Origin of the sequence: Dermabacter sp. HFH0086, from assembly GCF_000413375.1 — a bacterium.
Taxonomy (GTDB): domain Bacteria; phylum Actinomycetota; class Actinomycetes; order Actinomycetales; family Dermabacteraceae; genus Dermabacter; species Dermabacter hominis.
Genome location: NZ_KE340308.1, coordinates 1,258,323 through 1,276,697, shown reverse-complemented (window position 1 = coordinate 1,276,697; position 18,375 = coordinate 1,258,323). Strand labels below are relative to the sequence as shown.

Genomic DNA, 18,375 nt, shown 5'->3' with positions numbered 1-18,375 from the left:
ATCAGTTCTCCTTGAAGGGGAAGCCGAGCGCACGAAGCAGCGCACGTCCCTCGTCATCGGTCTTGGCGGTGGTCACCACGGTGATGTCCATGCCGCGAACGCGGTCGATCTTGTCCGGATCGATCTCATGGAACATGACCTGTTCGGTGAGACCGAAGGTGTAGTTGCCGTTGCCATCGAACTGCTTCGGCGAAAGGCCGCGGAAGTCGCGGATACGCGGAAGCGCGGTCGAGAGCAGGCGGTCGAGGAACTCCCACATGCGGTTGCCGCGCAGGGTCGTGTGGCAGCCAATGGCCTGGCCCTCACGAAGCTTGAACTGCGCGATCGACTTGCGGGCGCGCGTCACCTGAGGCTTCTGGCCGGTGATCGCGGTGAGATCCGCGATGGCACCGTCGATGACCTTCGAGTCACGTGCGGCATCGCCGACACCCATGTTCACAACGACCTTCGTGAGGCCGGGGATGAGCATCGGGTTGGCGTAGTTGAACTCGCTCTGGAGCGAATCCTTAATTTCTTCGCGGTACTTGGTCTTAAGGCGCGGGGTGGTCGTCTCGGTCATCAGATGTCCTTCCCGGTGCGCTTCGAGTAACGCACACGAATGGTCTTCGTGCGGCCGTCCTCGAGCTCGACCTTCTCTTCACGGAAGCCGACGCGGGTCGGCTTGCCGTCGTCAGCCACGAGGGCGACGTTCGAGATGTGGATCGGGGCTTCGACCTGCTCGATGCCACCAGCCTGGCCGTTGTAGCCGGGCTTGTTGTGGCGGGTGATGCGGTTGACGCCCTCGACGAGCACGCGCTGGGTGTCGGGGAACACCTGGAGCACGCGGCCCTGCTTACCCTTGTCGCCAGCGGCGAGCTCGCCCTTGCCCTTTGCGGCGCGGGTCTCGTTGCGCTTGGCGATTTTGTCTGCGTCGCTCGTGCGACCGGTGATGACCTGAACGAGGTCACCCTTCTTAATCTTCATGCTCATGTCACAGCACCTCCGGTGCCAGCGAGATGATCTTCATGAACCGGCGGTCACGCAGCTCGCGGCCCACGGGGCCGAAGATACGCGTGCCACGCGGCTCGCCGTCGTTCTTGAGGATGACGGCTGCGTTCTCATCGAATCGGATGTATGAACCATCGGCACGACGGCGTTCCTTCGTGGTGCGAACCACGACGGCCTTCACAACATCGCCCTTTTTGACGTTTCCGCCAGGGATTGCATCCTTGACGGTCGCAACGATGGTGTCACCAATGCCGGCGTAACGGCGACCGGAGCCACCGAGAACACGGATGCAGAGGATCTCCTTTGCACCGGTGTTGTCGGCGACCTTGAGTCGCGACTCCTGCTGAATCACTAACGTTCTCCTTGCGTCTCGCCGGTTCTCTCGGCGTTCGCCTCAAGCCTTGCGGAACGGATATCGGACTTGTTTTCCACCGCACTCACGTGGGGCGCAGCGGCTTCCAGTTCCCGGGCATCAAAAAACCCCGAGCCGGACTCAGGCACTGCCGAAAGGCGATGCAAGGTCTCCGACTGGGATGGGTCCCACTTGGGGCCCGAGGACCGGGTCCTGTGCTCAGTGGCGCATCCCGCCAACCTCCCGGTTTTTTGGGTGCGTTCACACAGCAACCCGTCTAGTTTACGGCACGCGGGCACCGAACGTAAGGGGGCGAGGGGCCCTGCGCGTGTGTGCTTGGTCTCGCTGCGTTTGGCACCGCCGGTTCAGCGAGTGCGGGGGCGCCGTTTGTCAGGGTCCGACGGTGGACGGCAAGCGTCGGACCTTCTTTTCATACGTGCCCTTAGCCCGACCCGCTCTTTTTCCAGGTGTTTTACCGCGCGGGCCCCGCAAACGGGAGGGTAAGGCTCACGGATGTCCCTTCGCCATGCCACGACGTGAGGGTCGCAGTGCCTCCATGGCGTTCAACGATCGCTTTAACCATGGGCAACCCGAGGCCCGAGCCCTCGATTCCGCGCACCTCGCTCGCGCGTCCGAGCTCTTCCCATACGAGCGGAAGGTCGTCCGGGGAAATCCCGAGTCCGGTGTCGGCGACCTCGAGCACAATGCCGCTTTCGAGCTGGCGCCCCCGCACTTCGATCGCATCGCCCGGCCGCGAATACTTCACGGCGTTGCTCAAGACGTTAACGAGGCACAGGAAGAGGAGGTCTTCGTCACCGTTGATCGTCGGCAGAGGGCGCGGAGCCGTGGGAAGCGAGACGCGGATCGAGCGTTCGCTCGCACCGGGCACCTCGCGCGCGGTCTCGATGGCATCGTGGACGAGGCGCGAAGGGTCGATCTGCGTAATCTCGAGCTGGGTGTGCTCGACCTCCCCAATTTTGCGCAGGTCGCTCAGAAGGGAGGTGAGGCGGCGTGATTGGGCGTCGATGCTCGAGCGCTGGCGCTCGGACGGTTCGTCGGCAAGCGCCGCTCGAATGCCCTGGATCGGGTTCTTTATTTCGTGGTCGAGTCGGGCGATGAGCCGACGCCGGCTTGCCGTCTGCTCGGCCACTGTTTCGCGCCGCGCCTTGCTCACGGCGTGGCGCGTGTACCACCACGCGCCAAGGGCTGGGAGCACGGCGAGGGTGAGCACCGCGCCAATCGTGAGCGGGAGCCAGGCGAGCGACATAGAGAAGTAGATGTGCCTCGATTCGCCGAGGACGCTCCATACGAGGGACGCCACCACGCCGATCGCGAGGGGAAGCGCGGCGAAAGCCGAGGCGTAGGCAAGTGGGTGTTTCTTCATGAACGTTCGACCTTCTGGGCGAAGCGATAGCCGAGGCTCGGGACTGTCTCGATGTACGTGGGGGAACCGTCGGCGGAACCAATCACGCGGCGAATCTCGGCGATGCGGTGATCAACGGCTCGCGTGGTCACGATCGCATCGAAACCCCACACGGTCTGCAGGAGCCGCTCACGCGTGAACACTTCGCCGGGGTGCGCCATGAGGTACTCGAGGAGCGCGAACGCCCGCGGCGTGAGCTGGTCTTCCTTGCCACCCACGAAGATCCGCCGGGCCGTGCGATCGATGCGCAGCTCACCGGAGGTGAGTGTCGAGGACGTGCTGAGCGGGGCCGAGCCGCGCGAGCTTCGACGCAGAACTGCCCTGATCCGCGCGAGGAGCTCGTGAGGGTCGAACGGCTTATTGAGGTAATCGTCGGCCCCTTCGTCGAGCGCGGACGCACGCTCGAAGCTCTCCCCCACCTGGGTAAGAAGGATGACGGGTAACCATTCATGGCGTTCCCGGATCCGGCGAAGCGCTTCTCGACCGTCCATGACCGGCATCATGACGTCGAGGATGACGAGATCGGGTTCCTCCTCATCGAGCCTCTCGAGTGCCTCGGCACCGTTCGCTGCCATGCGCACATCAAGCCCGCTGCGTGAGAGCACTCCCCCGAGATGCTCGCGAATCGTCTCATCGTCGTCCACGAGCAGGATGCGCTGACGCGCCGGATCGGCCGGCTCCGCTGAACCGGCCGATCCCGACGCGAATGAAGGAGTCTGGCTACCCGTCATAGCGGATCTCCACGCGCCTGTTCTTAGCGCGCCCTTCAGGGTTGTCCTCGTCGCCGTTCTTGTTCGGCTGCACGGGTTTCGTGTCGCCGTGGCCCGCGACCTCGAGCTTGAGGTCAGGGCGGGCCGCGGAGATCGCGTCGGCCACCGCCTGCGCACGCTCCTTAGAGAGCACGTCGTTGCCGCGATGGTACGGAATGTTGTCAGTGTGACCATCGACCTTCACGGTCGCACCCTGCGGAACGTCTTTGACGAGCTCACCGATGCGCTTTTTCGCGGGGTCCGAAAGCTCGTTGGATCCGTAGTCGAAGAGGATGTCCGAGTTCAAGGTGACGACCTTGGTGTTGCCCTCTTGTGTATCGGTGTTGAGGTCTTCAATATTTTGCTCGAGATCGTAAATGTTTTGGTCGAGCGAGTAGATATTGGACTCGTAAGTTCCGATTTGCGACGGTGGCTCGGGGGCGGGCGTTTCGCCGCCATTGTCCGCGAGGGCTGCTGGCCCCGCAGCGAATACGAAAGCCACGGCCGTGAGGCTTACAAGGTGACGCTTTCTCACTTGATTTCGACCCCCTTCGCGACCTCAGTGCCGTCCATAAGACTCACGTCCATCTGCTTGACGTCCGCCGGCGGCGCGGCAAAGGTTGCGAACGCGTACGTGGTTTGACCGGGCATGAGGTCCACGTCTTCCATAGGAGTCATCGCATAGTGCTGGCTATTCGTCGTCGAAAGTGGCGTGTGCTTCTTCAAGTTCACGTTGTCAATAAGGAATGGCTTCCAGATCAGACTCCCATTGAGGAAAAAGAAGTCCTTAGCCTCTTTCGCCGTCGAGTTGAGTGTGAAAGAGACGTAAGCGGTGACCGTATCACCCTCGCGCTTGAGCTGATGAAGATTGACGGTCAATGTTGCGTTCGGATCTTCTTTCACCTCAACAGGACGCTCGGTCGTGAAAATCGGCGCAGGATAGTTCGCCTTATTCTGACCTCCGCTGGCCGGCTTCCCGTTCTCGCCGCCCTGATCGGAACCTGCCGCAGCGCCGCCGTCATCGCTCGCGCCCTGCGCGGGATTCGCGCCGTCGGACCCGCTTCCCTGATCGCCGCCATTGCCGTTGTCTGCCGGGGCTGCCGCGCTCGTCTGTTCCGTGGGCTTCTCATCGCTGCTACCGAGCACGCCGAACGAGCACCCGCTTGCACCGGCAACAAGAAGAGACGCGGCTGCAAGGGCTGCCGCGAGGCGGCGCTTCGTCATCGTGGTCGTCGTCATGGGATTCACTCCTCAAAGTCACGGGAGCCGCTTCTCGCCTCCTCGTTACCTCCACGCTATTGCCCGGATATCGCGGCGGCGTTGCGACGCGGTACCTACTCTGCCATGTCGTGTCGCAGATTTGCGACAACTGTCGTCACGCGTATGACCATCGGTCATCGTAACGCCACGAGGGCGTGAACGCCCGCTCAATAGCGGAAGGGGCCGCCCGCTGAGCAGCGGACGACCCCTTCTCGGAGATCTTTCGGGACTGAGCCCGACAGATTTACTTAGCCTTCTCGATGATTTCGACGAGACGCCAGCGCTTCGAAGCACCCAGCGGGTAAGTCTCCATGATGAGAACGCGGTCGATCTTGTCCTGATCGATCTCATGGAACATGACCTGTTCCGTGAGGCCAAAGGTGTAGTTGCCGTTGCCGTCGAACTCCCTCGGCGACAAGGCCACGGTTCCCACGAAGCTCACCGCCAAGAACAAGAAGACCGGAGAGACGGACACAAAGACCTCAACGTTCACCCTCGTCAAGGAAGATGGAAAGTGGGTCATCTCCGACGGCGGAAACATGTTTGAGAATTAACCCTTTTCCACCGAATGTGGGGCCGGCCGCCTTTGGCCGGCCCTACATTGCCTTGCCAATCCTCGTTGTTGTTCGCGCGTCACACGGGCGAGCTTCTCGCCCGTGACCCCAACCGAAGCCCAAGCCCAAGTTGCGCCCTACCTCCCAATCCCCAAGCCTCCGCAACACATGTTTGCACGTGCAAACTCAAGCGCGTATCTTTGCAACTGTAACGCAGGTCATGCGAAAGGTGCACAATGACCTACCCCCACTACTCCCCTGCACCCCCTCCCCCATACGTCCGCCCCCAAGGTTCCAGTAGGGGCGTTTTTTGTGGCATTTGCGGTTGCCTAAGCTTGCTCAGCCTCGCCGGTATCGCCGCCCTCGTTCTCGTCATCGGCGGTGGAGCGGCCCTCATCCATGGGCCCAAGAACACTGTGGACGACATGTTCGCTGCCATTGAGTCCCAGGATTGTTCGGCATTCACGGGCGCTCTCGAGGATCAAGCGGCTGACAGCGTCGATTGCGAGCGTTTCAAGAAAGCCGCAGCGGAAATCGACCGTCGCGGCGGATTCGACTACGACATCACGCACATCAGCACCGAAAACACCAAGGCCCAGGTGGAGGTCACCACCACACTGCACGACCCAGCCGTGAGCGTCCCCGAGACAGACCACGTCTTCGACCTCGAGCTCCAGGATGGCGAATGGAAGATCACTGGAAGCAAGAGCAGCAACAACAGCTGGAAGATGCCGTGACAGCGAAGCCCAAGGCCGCCATTATCCTCACCGCGTGCACCGCCCTCGTTATCGCTGGGCTTTGTGCCGGAACCCTCACATTGTGGCTGCTGCTCACCCCGGACAGCGAAGAAGACACAATCAAGGAATCCGCTCATGCATGAGCCATGAGCGTCCGGCAAGATTCGTGCCCCGGGTTGAAGGCAACCGTCGGCCCCGCTTCCCGCACAGCTGCAGCGAACTCCAGAAGCCGCTCATTGCACCACCCCGCCCCCGAATGCCCGAAGACGGACGCGTTGCGGGTATCGATGTTCGCGGCAGGATTGCCCGGGTCCAGTACGAGTACGGCGACGCGGCACATATGGGCTTCACGCCCGAACTCACCGGGTCCCTCACGTTGGCAAAGCAGGCCGACGGCAGCTGGCGCGTCACGAACCTCGAACGTGGGAAGCACTCGCAACCCACACCACGAAGGCACAAAAGAGAGGCCGGGGTGGATCCGCATTGCGGGTCCACCCCGGCCTCTCTATGTTCAGGCGAACCTGAGAACGGCTTACTTAGCCTTCTCGAGAATCTCCACCAGACGCCAGCGCTTGGAAGCGCTCAGCGGGCGGGTTTCCATGATGCGAACAAGATCGCCGACACCGGCGGTGTTCTCCTCATCGTGGGCCTTGAACTTCTTGTGCTTCTTCATAACCTTGCCGTACAGCGAGTGCTTCACGCGCTCCTCGACCTCGACGACGATGGTCTTATCCATCTTGTCGGAGACGACGTAGCCGCGCTGAGTCTTGCGGTACGGACGCTCTTCAGCGACCTGATTTTCGTTCATTACCTAACCTCGCTCGTTCACTCGGCCGAACCGGGGGCCTGGCGGATCCCCAACTCGCGCTCGCGCAGGATCGTGTAGATCCGTGCGATGTCCTTCTTGACCGAACGCAAGCGAGCGCTCGACTCGAGCTGACCGGTCGCGCCCTGGAAACGGAGCTTGAAAAGCTCGTCCTTGGCCTTCGCGAGTTCTTCGGTGAGCTTCGCGTCATCGAGCTTGTTGAGCTCGTCAGCGGTAAGCTTCGTGGCTGCCATCAGATGTCACCACCCTCTCGGCTGAGGATTCGGCACTTCATGGGGAGCTTGTGCATGGCAAGGCGCAGTGCCTCGCGTGCAGTCGGCTCATCGACACCGGCAACCTCAAACATGACGCGGCCGGGCTTGACGTTCGCTACCCAGAACTCCACCGAACCCTTACCGGAGCCCATGCGGACCTCGGCAGGCTTCTTCGTGAGGGGGCGATCGGGGTAGATGTTGATGTACACCTTGCCGCCACGCTTCATGTAGCGCGTCATGGCGATACGTGCGGCCTCAATCTGACGGTTGGTGACGTAGGCGGGCTCGAGAGCCTGGATACCGTAGTCGCCGAACGCGAGATCGAAGCCACCCTTGGCCATACCGGTACGGGTGGGGCGATGCTGCTTGCGGTGCTTGGTCCTACGCGGAATCAGCATTGGACTCAGGCCTCCGTTCCCTTATCGGCCGGAGCGGCAGCGGGAGCCTCGGTGGCGGCCTGAGCCTGAGCCGAAGCTTCCGCCTTCTCACGGCGGGCGGCGTTGCGCTCGTTGCGGCGGCCACGGGGGCGCTCAGCGCGCGGACCACGGCCCTGGCGCGGAGCCTGGGCGGCCTGCTGTGCAGCGAGTTCCTTGGACGTGATGTCGCCCTTGTAGATCCACACCTTCACGCCAATGCGGCCGAATGCGGTGCGGGCCTCGTAGAAGCCGTAGTCGATGTTCGCGCGAAGCGTGTGCAGGGGCACGCGGCCTTCACGGTAGAACTCGCTGCGGCTCATTTCGGCGCCACCGAGGCGGCCCGAAACGGCGACACGGATACCCTTCGCGCCAGCACGCTGCGCGGACTGAATGCCCTTGCGCATAGCGCGGCGGAAGGACACGCGGCTCGCGAGCTGCTCGGCGATGCCCTGAGCAACGAGCTGCGCGTCTGCCTCGGGGTTCTTGACCTCGAGGATGTTGAGCTGAATCTGCTTGCCCGTCAGCTTCTCGAGCTGACCGCGGAGACGCTCGGCCTCCGCGCCACGGCGACCGATCACGATGCCGGGGCGTGCGGTGTGCAGATCAACGCGAACGCGATCGCGGGTGCGCTCGATCTCGACCTTCGACACGCCAGCGCGCTCGAGCCCCTCGGAAAGGAGCTTGCGGATGGCGACGTCTTCCTTCACGTAGTCGCGGTAGCGCTGACCTTCCTTCGTGGAGTCGGCGAACCAGCGGCTCGTGTGGTCGGTCGTAATACCGAGACGGAACCCGTTGGGATTGACCTTCTGGCCCACTAGCGGGTCTCCTTCTTCTTCGACGGGGCAACAACCACGGTGATGTGGCTGGTGCGCTTCTTGATCTGGAATGCGCGACCCTGAGCGCGCGGCTGGAACCGCTTCATGGTCGGGCCTTCGTCGACGAATGCAGCGGACACGACGAGATCCTGCTCATCGAAACGCTCCCCTGCTTGATCTGCCTTCACGCGGGCGTTGGCGATCGCGGACTTTACGAGCTTCGAGACGGGCTCGCTGGCGGCCTGCGGTGCGAACCGCAGAATCTCCAGTGCTTCACCCGTGCTCTTACCACGAATAAGGTCAACGACGCGCCGGGCCTTCATGGGCGAAATACGGATGAACCGCACCTGCGCCTTGGCTTCCATTGCTGTCCTGCTTTCTTTAGTGAATAGCGAGGGAAATCATCACTTCGCCACGTGGGCGATCAGCGACGACGTCCCTTCTTGTCGTCCTTGTCATGGCTGCGGAAAGTGCGCGTGGGAGCGAACTCGCCGAGCTTGTGGCCAACCATCGACTCGGTGACGAACACCGAGACGTGCTTGCGGCCATCGTGCACTGCGAAAGTGTGGCCGAGGAAGTCCGGCGTAATGACCGAACGGCGCGACCAGGTCTTGATGACATTCTTGGTACCGGCTTCGTTCTGAGCGTCGACCTTCTTCTGAAGGTGATCGTCAACGAAGGGGCCCTTAGCAATACTGCGTGGCATAACTGTTTATCCCTCGTCCTATCAGCGCTTTTTGCCGGTACGGCGGCGGCGCACGATGAGCTTGTCGCTTTCCTTGTTCGGCTTGCGGGTACGGCCTTCCGGCTGGCCCCAAGGCGAAACGGGATGACGACCGCCCGACGTGCGGCCCTCACCACCACCATGCGGGTGGTCCACGGGGTTCATCACAACACCACGGACGTGCGGGCGCTTGCCCTTCCAGCGCATACGGCCGGCCTTGCCCCAGTTGATGTTGGCTTGTTCGGCGTTGCCCACCTCACCGATGGTCGCGCGGCAGCGCGCATCGACGTTGCGGATTTCGCCGGACGGCATACGAAGCTGGGCGTACTTGCCTTCCCTCGCGACGAGCTGCACGGAGGCACCCGCCGAGCGGGCGATCTTCGCGCCGCCACCGGGGCGGAGCTCGATTGCGTGCACAACGGTACCCACGGGGATGTTGCGCAGCGGAAGGTTGTTGCCGGGCTTGATGTCGGCGCTCGGGCCGCTTTCGAGCACGTCACCCTGGCGAAGCTTCGCCGGGGCGAGGATGTAGCGCTTCTCGCCGTCCAGGTAGTGGAGCAGAGCGATGCGAGCGGTACGGTTCGGGTCGTACTCGATGTGGGCGACCTTGGCGTTGATGCCGTCCTTGTCGTGACGACGGAAGTCGATCACGCGGTAGGCACGCTTGTGGCCACCGCCGCGGTGACGCGAGGTCACGCGGCCCTTGTTGTTACGGCCACCCGTCTTGGACAGGGGGCGGACCAGCGACTTCTCCGGCTCACTACGAGTGATCTCGACGAAGTCGGCGACGCTCGAGCCGCGGCGGCTCGGCGAGGTCGGCTTGTTCTTACGAATTCCCATCGTGGGTTTCCTCAGACTCTCTCGTTTGTCTTCGGGTCACGACCGCTCAGGCGGTCGCGCCTCCGAAGATGTCGATGGATCCGTCCTTGAGGGTGACAATGGCGCGCTTGGTGTCGTTGCGCTTGCCAATGCCGAAACGCGTGCGACGCGTCTTGCCCTGACGGTTGATGGTGTTCACCGAAGCAACCTTGACGTCGAAGATCTCCTCGACGGCAAGCTTGATTTCGGTCTTGTTTGCGCGGCGATCGACGAGGAAGACGTACTTCCCTTCGTCCATCTGGCCGTAGGACTTCTCGGTGAGGACCGGCGCGAAGAGAATGTCGCGCGGGTTCTTGTTAATCGAGGTCACTTGGCTTCCTCCTCATCGGCCGGGCGAACAGCGTTCACGAAGCCGGCAGCTTCCGCTGCTTCGGGCGTCGCGAACCAGACCTCAGCCTTAGTGCGGCCGTACCACGGCGAATCCTCGGTGTGGTACTTCATGGAGTTGCTGTTGCCCTTGATGGTGAAACCTTCGGGGGCCTTGCCACCGTCGAGCGGAAGGGCGCTGCCTTCGCCGTAGGGAGCCTCAACAGCCGCAGCTTCGCTCTTCACCTCAGCCGTGGCGGCCGCCTTGGGGGTTGCCGCAGCCTCGGGCTGCGCGGGAGCCTTCACAGCGGCGAGAGTCGCGCCTGCCACGAAGTCCTCGAGCGCACCTTCGGTGAAGACGACATGGTCGGATGCCATGACGTCGTAGGTGTTGAGCTGATCGGCGAACAGCACGTGCGCGTTAGCGAGGTTGCGCGAGCTGAGCGCGCCGACCTCGTCGTCGCGCCGAACAACCAGGAGGAAGTTCGAGCTGTCCGAGACGGTAGCGATGGTCTTCGCCACAAGCTTCGTCGAGGGCTTGTCGCCGTCGAGAAGCGCGGTGAAAACGTGGATGCGGCCGAAACGGGCGCGATCCGAAAGGGCACCGCGGAGCGCAGCAGCCTTCATCTTCTTGGGCACACGCTGCGTGTAGTCGCGCGGAACCGGGCCGTGAACGACGCCACCGCCGGTCCACTGAGGTGCGCGGATCGAGCCCTGGCGAGCGCGACCGGTACCCTTCTGCTTCCACGGCTTACGGCCGCCGCCGCTAACCTCGCCGCGAGTCTTGGCCTTGTGCGTGCCCTGACGCGCAGCGTTGAGCTGAGCGGTCACGACCTGGTGGATAAGCGCCACGTTGGTCTGAACATCGAAGATGTGAGCGGGCAGCTCGGCAGTGCCGGTCTTCTTTCCTGCGGGGTCGAGAACGTCGACCGTCAGGTTGTTAGCCATGAAAATCAGGCTCCCTTCTTCGGACCCTTGACGGCCGAGCGAACCAGAACGATGCCACCCTTGGGGCCGGGAACGGCACCCTTGATGAGCACGAGGTTCTTCTCGGCGTCCACCGCCTGAACGGTGAGGTTCTGGACGCTATTGCGGTTACCGCCCATGCGGCCCGCCATGCGCATGCCCTTGAACACGCGAGCGGGGGTCGAAGCGCCACCGATCGAGCCGGGCTTGCGGTGGTTGCGGTGCTGACCGTGCGAGGCGCTCACACCGGCGAAGCCGTGACGCTTCATGACACCAGCGTTGCCCTTACCCTTGGTCGTGCCAACGACGTCGACCTTCTGGCCGGCCTCGAAGATCGAAGCGTCGATCTCCTGGCCGAGCTCGTACTCCGCGGCGTCGTTCGTGCGGAGCTCAACGAGGTGACGGCGCGGCGTCACCCCGGCCTTCTCGAAGTGACCCTTGAGGGGCTTCGTCACCTTACGGGGATCGATCGCGCCGTACGCGATCTGGACAGCGTCGTAGCCGTCAACGTCCTGCGAGCGGACCTGCGTGACGACACACGGGCCGGCCTGAACCACGGTCACGGGGACGATGTTGCCGTCCTCGTCCCACACCTGGGTCATGCCAAGCTTGGTGCCGAGCACGCCGTTGATGACGCGATCGCGCTGCCCTGTCAGTTCGTTACTCATGTGTTCCGATACCTCAGAGCTTGATCTCGATGTTGACGTCCGCAGGCAGGTCGAGGCGCATCAGCGAATCCACAGCCTTGGGCGTGGGGTCGACGATGTCGATGAGGCGCTTGTGGGTGCGCATCTCGAACTGCTCACGGGAATCCTTGTACTTGTGCGGCGACTTGATCACAACGAAAACGTTCTTCTCAGTCGGCAGCGGCACCGGGCCCACGACCGTTGCACCAGCGCGGCTGACAGTGTCGACGATTTTGCGCGCCGAGCTGTCAATCACCTCGTGGTCATACGACTTGAGCCGGATGCGGATCTTCTGTCCCGCCATAGCCTAGGTCTATCTCTTTCTCTAAAACCGCTCTTACATGGAGTGGGCCAGACCGACACCCGCGGTCGGGTGTGTCGCTCTTGCGAGGCGCAAAAAGGCCGCGCGAAACCCTTGTCCTTGCGACTTTTCCCTCGAACGATGCGCCCTCAGCGGAGTATCCACACTGTTCGCATCCTTGGGCTGAGCGTCATCCGGTGGTCATTCCCAGAGACGGGGAACGGAACCGGGCATGGCCGCTCGCGCAAGCAACTCATCTAGTTTGCCACGTATCGCAAACGCGCACCAGGGGTCGTGGCGTGGAACGCCTCACAAGCATTCACCGTCGGACATCGACCGTCGGACTCCCCCACCGCGCGCTCTCGCGCTCTGCCGCAGGCTCTCACCCTCGCGTCCTCACACCCTGCCGCAAGCTCACACCGTCGGACTCTCCCGCCGCGCACTCTCGCGCCCTCGCACTCTGCCGCAAACTCGCACCCCCGCGCGCTGCCAAGCTCTCACCTTCGCGCAGGCTCCAGCGCCATGCCACAGCCTCCAGCGCCGGGCGCCTCACTGTTTCGAACAGACGCGCAGGTGAGCATCCTAGAGTGGGCCCATGAGCCAACAGCCGCACAGCCCGCTCCAATCGCAGGCATTTTCACTCGAATTTCCGCAATCGCTCGGCACATATAAGGAGTATGCCGACGTTCAGCGCATGGTCGACATCCTCGCCGACGCCGGTTTTCCAGTACAGAACACCCTCATTGTGGGAACCGACCTGCGCCTCATCGAGCGCGTGACCGGACGCAAGACCTGGGGCCGAGTCATCCTTGGAGGCGCGCTCAGCGGCATGTGGATGGGACTTTTCGTGGGCCTGCTGTTCAGCATGCTTTCCTCGAACTGGCTTTCGACGATCCTCAGCTCCGTTCTCCTCGGCGCCGTGTTCTTCACGGTCTGGGCGGTAATTGGGCACGCCATGAGCGGTGGTCAACGCGACTTCACGTCCATGACCGCAACGGTCCCCATGCACTACGAGCTCCTCGTCGAGCACCGCAACGTCATGGACGCGCGCCGCATCCTCACCGGCGCAGGCATCCGCCTCGGCGACGGCGCCTTTGGGGGCAGCGGCTATGGTGACTCCGCAAAGAATCGACCGACAGGGCCCGGCACACAGTCGCCTGGCACTCAATCGCCTGGCACGCAACCTCTTGGTTCGCCCAGCTACGGCGCGGACGGTCCGTCGTCTGCCCGCTCCAATCGACCCCAGTACGGGCAAAGCGCACCTGAGAGCCGGGATCCGATGGAACCGGCACAAGGTTCGATGGCGTCAGGGGCCACCCGCGACGATGCTCACAGCTTCGGCGATTCCACTTCGCTGAAGAGCGACGATGCCGAAGCTCCGAAGCGACCAACATTCGGGTTGCCGTCGGACCCTGATTCCGCGCGCGGCACCCACGGCGATGACGAGCCGCACCCGCGCGGTTAGACGGAACTGACCTCGGCAGAGCACCGAGCACCCCGACCACCCGGCACCCCGACCCCACCTTCTTCTGAACCAGCAAACTAACCCCAACGTTTGCGGCGGTATCACGCCCAATTCCGCCACAAACGTTGGGTACAGATCCGCGGAAGGGATTCCAGCCCGCCCCGAGCACGAAAGGGACTCCACCCCGCCCCGAGCAGCCGTAGCACCCCGTGGACCTCGGGCGCCCCAACCCTTCTCCCCCTCCCCGCAACGCAAAGAGAGGCGCCCCGGACGAATCCGGAGCGCCTCTTCTCTTAACTCTGCAGGCTATGCAGCGCTAGATCACTTGATGATCTTGGTAACGCGGCCCGAGCCAACGGTGCGGCCACCCTCACGGATAGCGAAGCCGAGGCCCTCTTCCATAGCGATCGGCTGGATGAGCTCAACGGTCATCTCGGTCGAGTCGCCAGGCATGACCATCTCGGTGCCCTCGGGGAGGGTGATAACGCCGGTCACGTCCGTGGTACGGAAGTAGAACTGCGGGCGGTAGTTCGAGTAGAACGGGTTGTGGCGGCCACCCTCGTCCTTCGAGAGGATGTAGACCTGAGCCTCGAAGTCGGTGTGCGGGGTGATCGAGCCCGGCTTCACAACAACCTGGCCACGCTCAACGTCTTCACGCTTGGTGCCACGGAGGAGGAGGCCACAGTTCTCGCCTGCCCAAGCCTCGTCCATCTGCTTGTGGAACATCTCGATACCGGTAACGGTGGTCTTCTGAGCCTCGCGGATACCCACGATCTCGATTTCCGAGTTGATGGCAAGCTTGCCACGCTCGACTTTACCGGTCACAACGGTGCCACGGCCGGTGATGGTGAAGACGTCCTCGATCGGCATGAGGAACGGCTTGTCCATGTCGCGAACCGGATCCGGGATCGACTCGTCGACGGCAGCCATGAGGTCCTGAACCGACTTGACCCACTTCTCGTCGCCTTCGAGCGCCTTGAACGCCGAAACGCGAACGACGGGAGCGTCCTCGTCGAACTCCTGCGAAGCGAGGAGCTCACGGACCTCCATCTCGACGAGCTCGAGGATTTCCTCATCGTCGACCATGTCGCACTTGTTGAGTGCAACGAGAAGGTAGGGAACGCCAACCTGGCGAGCAAGAAGAACGTGCTCGCGGGTCTGAGCCATCGGGCCGTCGGTGGCGGCAACCACGAGGATTGCGCCGTCCATCTGCGCAGCGCCGGTAATCATGTTCTTGATGTAGTCGGCGTGGCCCGGAGCGTCGACGTGAGCGTAGTGGCGCTTGTCGGTCTGGTACTCAATGTGGGAGATGTTGATCGTGATGCCGCGCTGCTTTTCCTCAGGGGCATTGTCGATCGTATCGAAGTTGCGCTGCTCGTTGAGGTCAGGGTACTGGTCGTACAGAACCTTCGAGATGGCAGCGGTAAGCGTGGTCTTGCCGTGGTCAACGTGACCGATGGTGCCGATGTTGACGTGCGGCTTAGTACGCTCGAACTTGGCCTTAGCCATAGTGTGTCCTCCTAGGACTTTGGTTGGGTGTACTTCTATTGAACGGGTGGGGCGCCCCCCGGAAGGGGGCGACCCAAGCGGTCCGAGAATCAGCGAACAGATCTACTCTACCCGCAAATCCTCGTAAGGCTTACTCGCCCCGCGTCTTCGCGATGATCTCTTCCGAGATGTTCCTCGGGACCTCCGCGTAGCTGTCGAACTGCATCGTGTACATCGCGCGGCCCTGCGTGAAGGAACGCAGGTCGCCAATGTAGCCGAACATTTCGGACAGCGGGACGAGAGCACGGATAATCTTGACCCCGCTCGCGTCCTCCATCGACGAAACCTGACCACGTCGCTTGTTCAGGTCGCCGATGACATCTCCCATGTACTCCTCGGGAGTACGAACCTCGACGCTCATGATCGGCTCGAGGAGAATCGGCTGGGCCTTCTTGAGGGCCTCGCGCGTCGCCATCGAACCGGCAATCTTGAACGCCATTTCCGAGGAGTCCACGTCGTGGTAAGCACCGTCGATAAGCGATGCCTTGACATTCACCACCGGGTAGCCGGCGAGAACGCCGGACTGGAGCGCATCCTGAATACCCGCGTCAACGCTCGGGATGTATTCACGCGGGATTCGGCCACCGGTGACGAGATTTTCGAACTCGTAGAACACGCCTTCTTCAGCGTCGGTAAGAGGCTCGAAGGTGATCTGAACCTTACCGAACTGACCGGAACCACCGGTCTGCTTCTTGTGCGTGTAATCGAACTTCTCAACGGTCCTCTTGATCGACTCGCGGTAGGCCACCTGCGGCGAGCCCACGTTCGCTTCGACCTTGAACTCGCGGCGCATACGATCCACGAGCACGTCGAGCTGAAGCTCGCCCATGCCCTTGATGACCGTCTGGCCGGTTTCCTCGTCAAGCTCGACCTGGAAGGTCGGGTCTTCCTTGGCGAGACGCTGAATCGCGATACCGAGCTTCTCCTGGTCGCCCTTGGTCTTCGGCTCGATGGCCATCGAGATCACGGGCTCCGGGAAGGTCATCGACTCAAGAGCGATCGGGTGCTGCGCGTCGCACAGCGTGTCGCCGGTGGTCGTGTCCTTCAGACCGATGAACGCGTAGATGTGGCCCGCGAATGCCTCGTCGACAGGGTTCTCCTGGTTCGAGTGCATCTGGAAGAGCTTACCGACGCGCTCCTTCTTGCCCGTGGTGACGTTGAGCACCTGAGTACCGGTCTCAACGTGGCCCGAGTACACGCGCACGTAGGTGAGCGAGCCGAAGAACGGGTGCGCGGCAACCTTGAACGCGAGCGCCGAGAAAGGCTCGTCAGCCGAAGGCTTACGAGTGAGCTCCTTCTCCTCATCGTTGACGTCGTGGCCCACCATCGGCGGGACGTCGAGCGGCGAGGGAAGGAAGTCAACGACGGCGTTGAGCATGGGCTGCACGCCCTTGTTCTTGAACGCCGAGCCACAGAACACCGGGTAGGCCTGCGAGGAAATCGTGAGTTCGCGAATACCCTTCTTGAGGTCCTCAACCGAGAGTTCGCCCTCTTCGAGGTACTTCTCCATGAGCTCTTCGCTTGCCTCGGCGACGTCCTCGACGAGCTTCTCGCGGTATTCCTCAGCCTTGGCCTGGAGATCCGCGGGGATCGGGATCTCCTTCTGGTACTGACCGAGAGCGGCATCGCCCTTCTTCTTGTTGAATTCAGGGGCGTCCTCTTCGAACTCTTCGGGCCACTCGTAGGCCTTCATCTCGAGGAGGTCGATCACGCCGCGGAAGTCCGCTTCAGCGCCGATCGGCACCTGCATGACGAGCGGCTTCGCCTTGAGTCGGTCAACGATGGTGCCGACGGTGAAGAAGAAGTCCGCACCCATCTTGTCCATCTTGTTGACGAAGCAAATGCGCGGCACGTTGTACTTGTCGGCCTGGCGCCACACGGTCTCCGACTGCGGCTCGACACCTTCCTTGCCGTCGAACACGGCAACAGCGCCATCGAGAACGCGCAGCGAGCGCTCCACCTCAACGGTGAAGTCGACGTGGCCGGGCGTGTCGATGATGTTGATCTGGTTGTCGTGCCAGTAGCAGGTCGTTGCCGCGGACGTAATGGTGATGCCGCGTTCTTTTTCCTGCTCCATCCAGTCCATGGTGCCGGCACCATCGTGGGTTTCGCCAAGCTTGTAGTTGACGCCGGTGTAGTACAGGATGCGCTCGGTGGTGGTGGTCTTACCAGCATCGATGTGTGCCATGATGCCGATGTTGCGGACCTTGCTGAGGTCCTTAAGCACTGCAAGTGCCACGGGCTATGCCTTTCTGCGCTTCGGTTCGAGTACCGCCGGCGATTACCAGCGGTAGTGAGCGAAGGCCTTGTTGGACTCCGCCATCTTGTGGGTGTCTTCGCGGCGCTTCACAGCGGCACCGAGGCCGTTCGAAGCGTCGAGGATCTCGTTCATCAGGCGCTCGGTCATCGTGTGCTCACGGCGAGCACGCGAGTAGCCAACGAGCCAGCGCAGCGCGAGGGTCGTCGAGCGGCCGGCACGCACCTCGACGGGCACCTGGTAGGTGGCACCGCCGACGCGACGGGAACGAACCTCGAGGGACGGACGGATGTTGTCCAGAGCCTTCTTGAGGGTCGCAACCGGGTCCTGACCGTTCTTCTCACGGCAGCCTTCGAGAGCGCCGTAAACGATGCGCTCGGCGACGGTCTTCTTGCCGTCGAGGAGAACCTTGTTGATGAGCTGAGTGACGATGGGCGAGCCGTAGACCGGGTCGACCACGAGCTGACGCTTGGGAGCTGCACCTTTACGTGGCATTACTTCTTCTCCTTCTTCGCGCCGTACCGCGAGCGTGCCTGCTGGCGACCCTTCACGGCCTGGGTATCGAGCGAACCACGAACGACCTTGTAGCGGACGCCCGGGAGATCCTTCACACGGCCGCCGCGAACGAGGACGATCGAGTGCTCCTGGAGGTTGTGGCCTTCACCGGGGATGTAGGCCGTAACTTCGACACCGGAGGAGAGACGAACACGTGCAATCTTTCGGAGCGCCGAGTTCGGTTTCTTGGGGGTGGTGGTGTACACACGGGTGCACACGCCGCGGCGCTGGGGCGAACCCTTGAGCGCGGGCGTGCTCGAGGCGACAGGCTTATCCTGGCGACCCTTGCGCACCAACTGCTGAATAGTAGGCACT

The 18,375-nt window shown here is 62.5% G+C and carries 26 protein-coding genes and 1 pseudogene; 4 read left to right on the top strand and 23 right to left on the bottom strand.

Going from position 1 to position 18,375, the window contains the following annotated elements; genetic code table 11:
• Position 1: 1 nt before the first annotated feature.
• The 8 genes and pseudogenes from rplE to HMPREF1484_RS11260 form a co-directional block, all read right to left on the bottom strand.
• On the bottom strand, positions 2-559 hold the full coding sequence (gene rplE, locus HMPREF1484_RS05520) for a 50S ribosomal protein L5 (protein WP_016664039.1): 558 nt from the start codon (positions 557-559) through the stop codon (positions 2-4).
• Positions 559-969: a 50S ribosomal protein L24 gene (rplX, locus tag HMPREF1484_RS05515; protein ID WP_016664038.1), complete on the bottom strand. Its 411-nt coding sequence runs from the start codon at positions 967-969 to the stop codon at positions 559-561. The genes rplE and rplX overlap by 1 nt, the downstream gene beginning before the upstream one ends.
• Position 970: 1 nt before the next feature.
• On the bottom strand, positions 971-1,339 hold the full coding sequence (gene rplN, locus HMPREF1484_RS05510; RefSeq protein WP_016664037.1) for a 50S ribosomal protein L14: 369 nt from the start codon (positions 1,337-1,339) through the stop codon (positions 971-973).
• A 472-nt stretch (positions 1,340-1,811) separates the two neighbouring features.
• Positions 1,812-2,723, bottom strand: coding sequence for a sensor histidine kinase KdpD (locus tag HMPREF1484_RS05505; RefSeq protein WP_016664036.1), 912 nt, complete (start codon positions 2,721-2,723; stop codon positions 1,812-1,814).
• Positions 2,720-3,493, bottom strand: a complete 774-nt coding sequence (locus HMPREF1484_RS05500) for a response regulator transcription factor (RefSeq protein ID WP_016664035.1) — start codon at positions 3,491-3,493, stop codon at positions 2,720-2,722. The genes HMPREF1484_RS05505 and HMPREF1484_RS05500 overlap by 4 nt, the downstream gene beginning before the upstream one ends.
• Positions 3,483-4,013, bottom strand: coding sequence for a flagellar motor protein MotB (locus HMPREF1484_RS05495; RefSeq protein ID WP_232049688.1), 531 nt, complete (start codon positions 4,011-4,013; stop codon positions 3,483-3,485). Before HMPREF1484_RS05495 ends, HMPREF1484_RS05500 begins: the two co-directional genes overlap by 11 nt.
• A gap of 29 nt (positions 4,014-4,042) precedes the next feature.
• Complete coding sequence (locus tag HMPREF1484_RS05490) at positions 4,043-4,750, bottom strand: hypothetical protein (protein ID WP_016664033.1); 708 nt, start codon at positions 4,748-4,750, stop codon at positions 4,043-4,045.
• A 328-nt stretch (positions 4,751-5,078) separates the two neighbouring features.
• A pseudogene (locus tag HMPREF1484_RS11260) lies at positions 5,079-5,189 on the bottom strand (50S ribosomal protein L5); the annotation flags it as partial.
• Here HMPREF1484_RS11260 and HMPREF1484_RS11550 point away from each other — a divergent pair.
• The 3 genes from HMPREF1484_RS11550 to HMPREF1484_RS11545 all read left to right on the top strand — a co-directional run bounded on the left by HMPREF1484_RS11550 (position 5,164) and on the right by HMPREF1484_RS11545 (position 6,205).
• Entirely contained in the window at positions 5,164-5,325 is a 162-nt protein-coding gene (locus HMPREF1484_RS11550; protein ID WP_156979624.1) for a hypothetical protein, read from the top strand. The pseudogene HMPREF1484_RS11260 and the gene HMPREF1484_RS11550 overlap by 26 nt on opposite strands.
• A 335-nt stretch (positions 5,326-5,660) precedes the next feature.
• Positions 5,661-6,062 carry a hypothetical protein gene (locus HMPREF1484_RS05485; RefSeq protein ID WP_040386478.1) on the top strand — a complete coding sequence of 134 codons (402 nt, stop codon included), beginning with the start codon at positions 5,661-5,663 and terminating at the stop codon, positions 6,060-6,062.
• A complete protein-coding gene (locus HMPREF1484_RS11545) occupies positions 6,059-6,205 on the top strand; it encodes a hypothetical protein (protein WP_168161673.1) in 147 nt (48 codons plus the stop codon). Before HMPREF1484_RS05485 ends, HMPREF1484_RS11545 begins: the two co-directional genes overlap by 4 nt.
• A 389-nt stretch (positions 6,206-6,594) precedes the next feature.
• Here the strand turns inward: HMPREF1484_RS11545 and rpsQ are convergent, their stop codons facing one another.
• The 11 genes from rpsQ to rpsJ are packed head-to-tail and all read right to left on the bottom strand — an operon-like array spanning position 6,595 to position 12,238.
• On the bottom strand, positions 6,595-6,870 hold the full coding sequence (gene rpsQ / locus HMPREF1484_RS05480) for a 30S ribosomal protein S17 (RefSeq protein WP_016664029.1): 276 nt from the start codon (positions 6,868-6,870) through the stop codon (positions 6,595-6,597).
• Between the two features lie 17 nt (positions 6,871-6,887).
• The gene (rpmC, locus tag HMPREF1484_RS05475) at positions 6,888-7,121 is read right to left on the bottom strand and encodes a 50S ribosomal protein L29 (protein WP_016664028.1); all 234 of its coding nucleotides are present in this window, start codon (positions 7,119-7,121) and stop codon (positions 6,888-6,890) included.
• Positions 7,121-7,540, bottom strand: a complete 420-nt coding sequence (rplP, locus tag HMPREF1484_RS05470; protein ID WP_016664027.1) for a 50S ribosomal protein L16 — start codon at positions 7,538-7,540, stop codon at positions 7,121-7,123. Before rplP ends, rpmC begins: the two co-directional genes overlap by 1 nt.
• Positions 7,541-7,545: 5 nt before the next feature.
• Entirely contained in the window at positions 7,546-8,373 is an 828-nt protein-coding gene (gene rpsC, locus HMPREF1484_RS05465; RefSeq protein ID WP_016664026.1) for a 30S ribosomal protein S3, read from the bottom strand.
• On the bottom strand, positions 8,373-8,738 hold the full coding sequence (gene rplV, locus HMPREF1484_RS05460) for a 50S ribosomal protein L22 (RefSeq protein WP_016664025.1): 366 nt from the start codon (positions 8,736-8,738) through the stop codon (positions 8,373-8,375). Before rplV ends, rpsC begins: the two co-directional genes overlap by 1 nt.
• A gap of 59 nt (positions 8,739-8,797) precedes the next feature.
• Positions 8,798-9,079, bottom strand: a complete 282-nt coding sequence (gene rpsS / locus HMPREF1484_RS05455; protein WP_016664024.1) for a 30S ribosomal protein S19 — start codon at positions 9,077-9,079, stop codon at positions 8,798-8,800.
• A 21-nt stretch (positions 9,080-9,100) separates the two neighbouring features.
• The gene (gene rplB, locus HMPREF1484_RS05450; RefSeq protein ID WP_016664023.1) at positions 9,101-9,937 is read right to left on the bottom strand and encodes a 50S ribosomal protein L2; all 837 of its coding nucleotides are present in this window, start codon (positions 9,935-9,937) and stop codon (positions 9,101-9,103) included.
• Positions 9,938-9,983: 46 nt separating this feature from the next.
• Positions 9,984-10,286, bottom strand: coding sequence for a 50S ribosomal protein L23 (gene rplW / locus HMPREF1484_RS05445; protein ID WP_016664022.1), 303 nt, complete (start codon positions 10,284-10,286; stop codon positions 9,984-9,986).
• Positions 10,283-11,230 carry a 50S ribosomal protein L4 gene (gene rplD, locus HMPREF1484_RS05440; protein ID WP_016664021.1) on the bottom strand — a complete coding sequence of 316 codons (948 nt, stop codon included), beginning with the start codon at positions 11,228-11,230 and terminating at the stop codon, positions 10,283-10,285. Before rplD ends, rplW begins: the two co-directional genes overlap by 4 nt.
• A gap of 5 nt (positions 11,231-11,235) precedes the next feature.
• Positions 11,236-11,916, bottom strand: a complete 681-nt coding sequence (rplC, locus tag HMPREF1484_RS05435) for a 50S ribosomal protein L3 (protein ID WP_016664020.1) — start codon at positions 11,914-11,916, stop codon at positions 11,236-11,238.
• A 13-nt stretch (positions 11,917-11,929) separates the two neighbouring features.
• On the bottom strand, positions 11,930-12,238 hold the full coding sequence (gene rpsJ, locus HMPREF1484_RS05430) for a 30S ribosomal protein S10 (RefSeq protein WP_016664019.1): 309 nt from the start codon (positions 12,236-12,238) through the stop codon (positions 11,930-11,932).
• A 592-nt stretch (positions 12,239-12,830) separates the two neighbouring features.
• On the opposite strand from rpsJ, the gene HMPREF1484_RS11255 reads away from it, so the two are divergent.
• On the top strand, positions 12,831-13,700 hold the full coding sequence (locus tag HMPREF1484_RS11255; RefSeq protein WP_016664018.1) for a general stress protein: 870 nt from the start codon (positions 12,831-12,833) through the stop codon (positions 13,698-13,700).
• Between the two features lie 321 nt (positions 13,701-14,021).
• On the opposite strand, the gene tuf is transcribed toward HMPREF1484_RS11255, so the two are convergent.
• From tuf to rpsL, 4 genes are all read right to left on the bottom strand, one after another.
• The gene (tuf, locus tag HMPREF1484_RS05420; protein WP_016664017.1) at positions 14,022-15,209 is read right to left on the bottom strand and encodes an elongation factor Tu; all 1,188 of its coding nucleotides are present in this window, start codon (positions 15,207-15,209) and stop codon (positions 14,022-14,024) included.
• Positions 15,210-15,339: 130 nt separating this feature from the next.
• The gene (gene fusA / locus HMPREF1484_RS05415; protein ID WP_016664016.1) at positions 15,340-17,487 is read right to left on the bottom strand and encodes an elongation factor G; all 2,148 of its coding nucleotides are present in this window, start codon (positions 17,485-17,487) and stop codon (positions 15,340-15,342) included.
• Between the two features lie 42 nt (positions 17,488-17,529).
• Entirely contained in the window at positions 17,530-18,000 is a 471-nt protein-coding gene (gene rpsG / locus HMPREF1484_RS05410; protein WP_016664015.1) for a 30S ribosomal protein S7, read from the bottom strand.
• The gene (gene rpsL / locus HMPREF1484_RS05405; protein WP_016664014.1) at positions 18,000-18,374 is read right to left on the bottom strand and encodes a 30S ribosomal protein S12; all 375 of its coding nucleotides are present in this window, start codon (positions 18,372-18,374) and stop codon (positions 18,000-18,002) included. The genes rpsG and rpsL overlap by 1 nt, the downstream gene beginning before the upstream one ends.
• Between the last annotated feature and the right edge of the window lies 1 nt (position 18,375).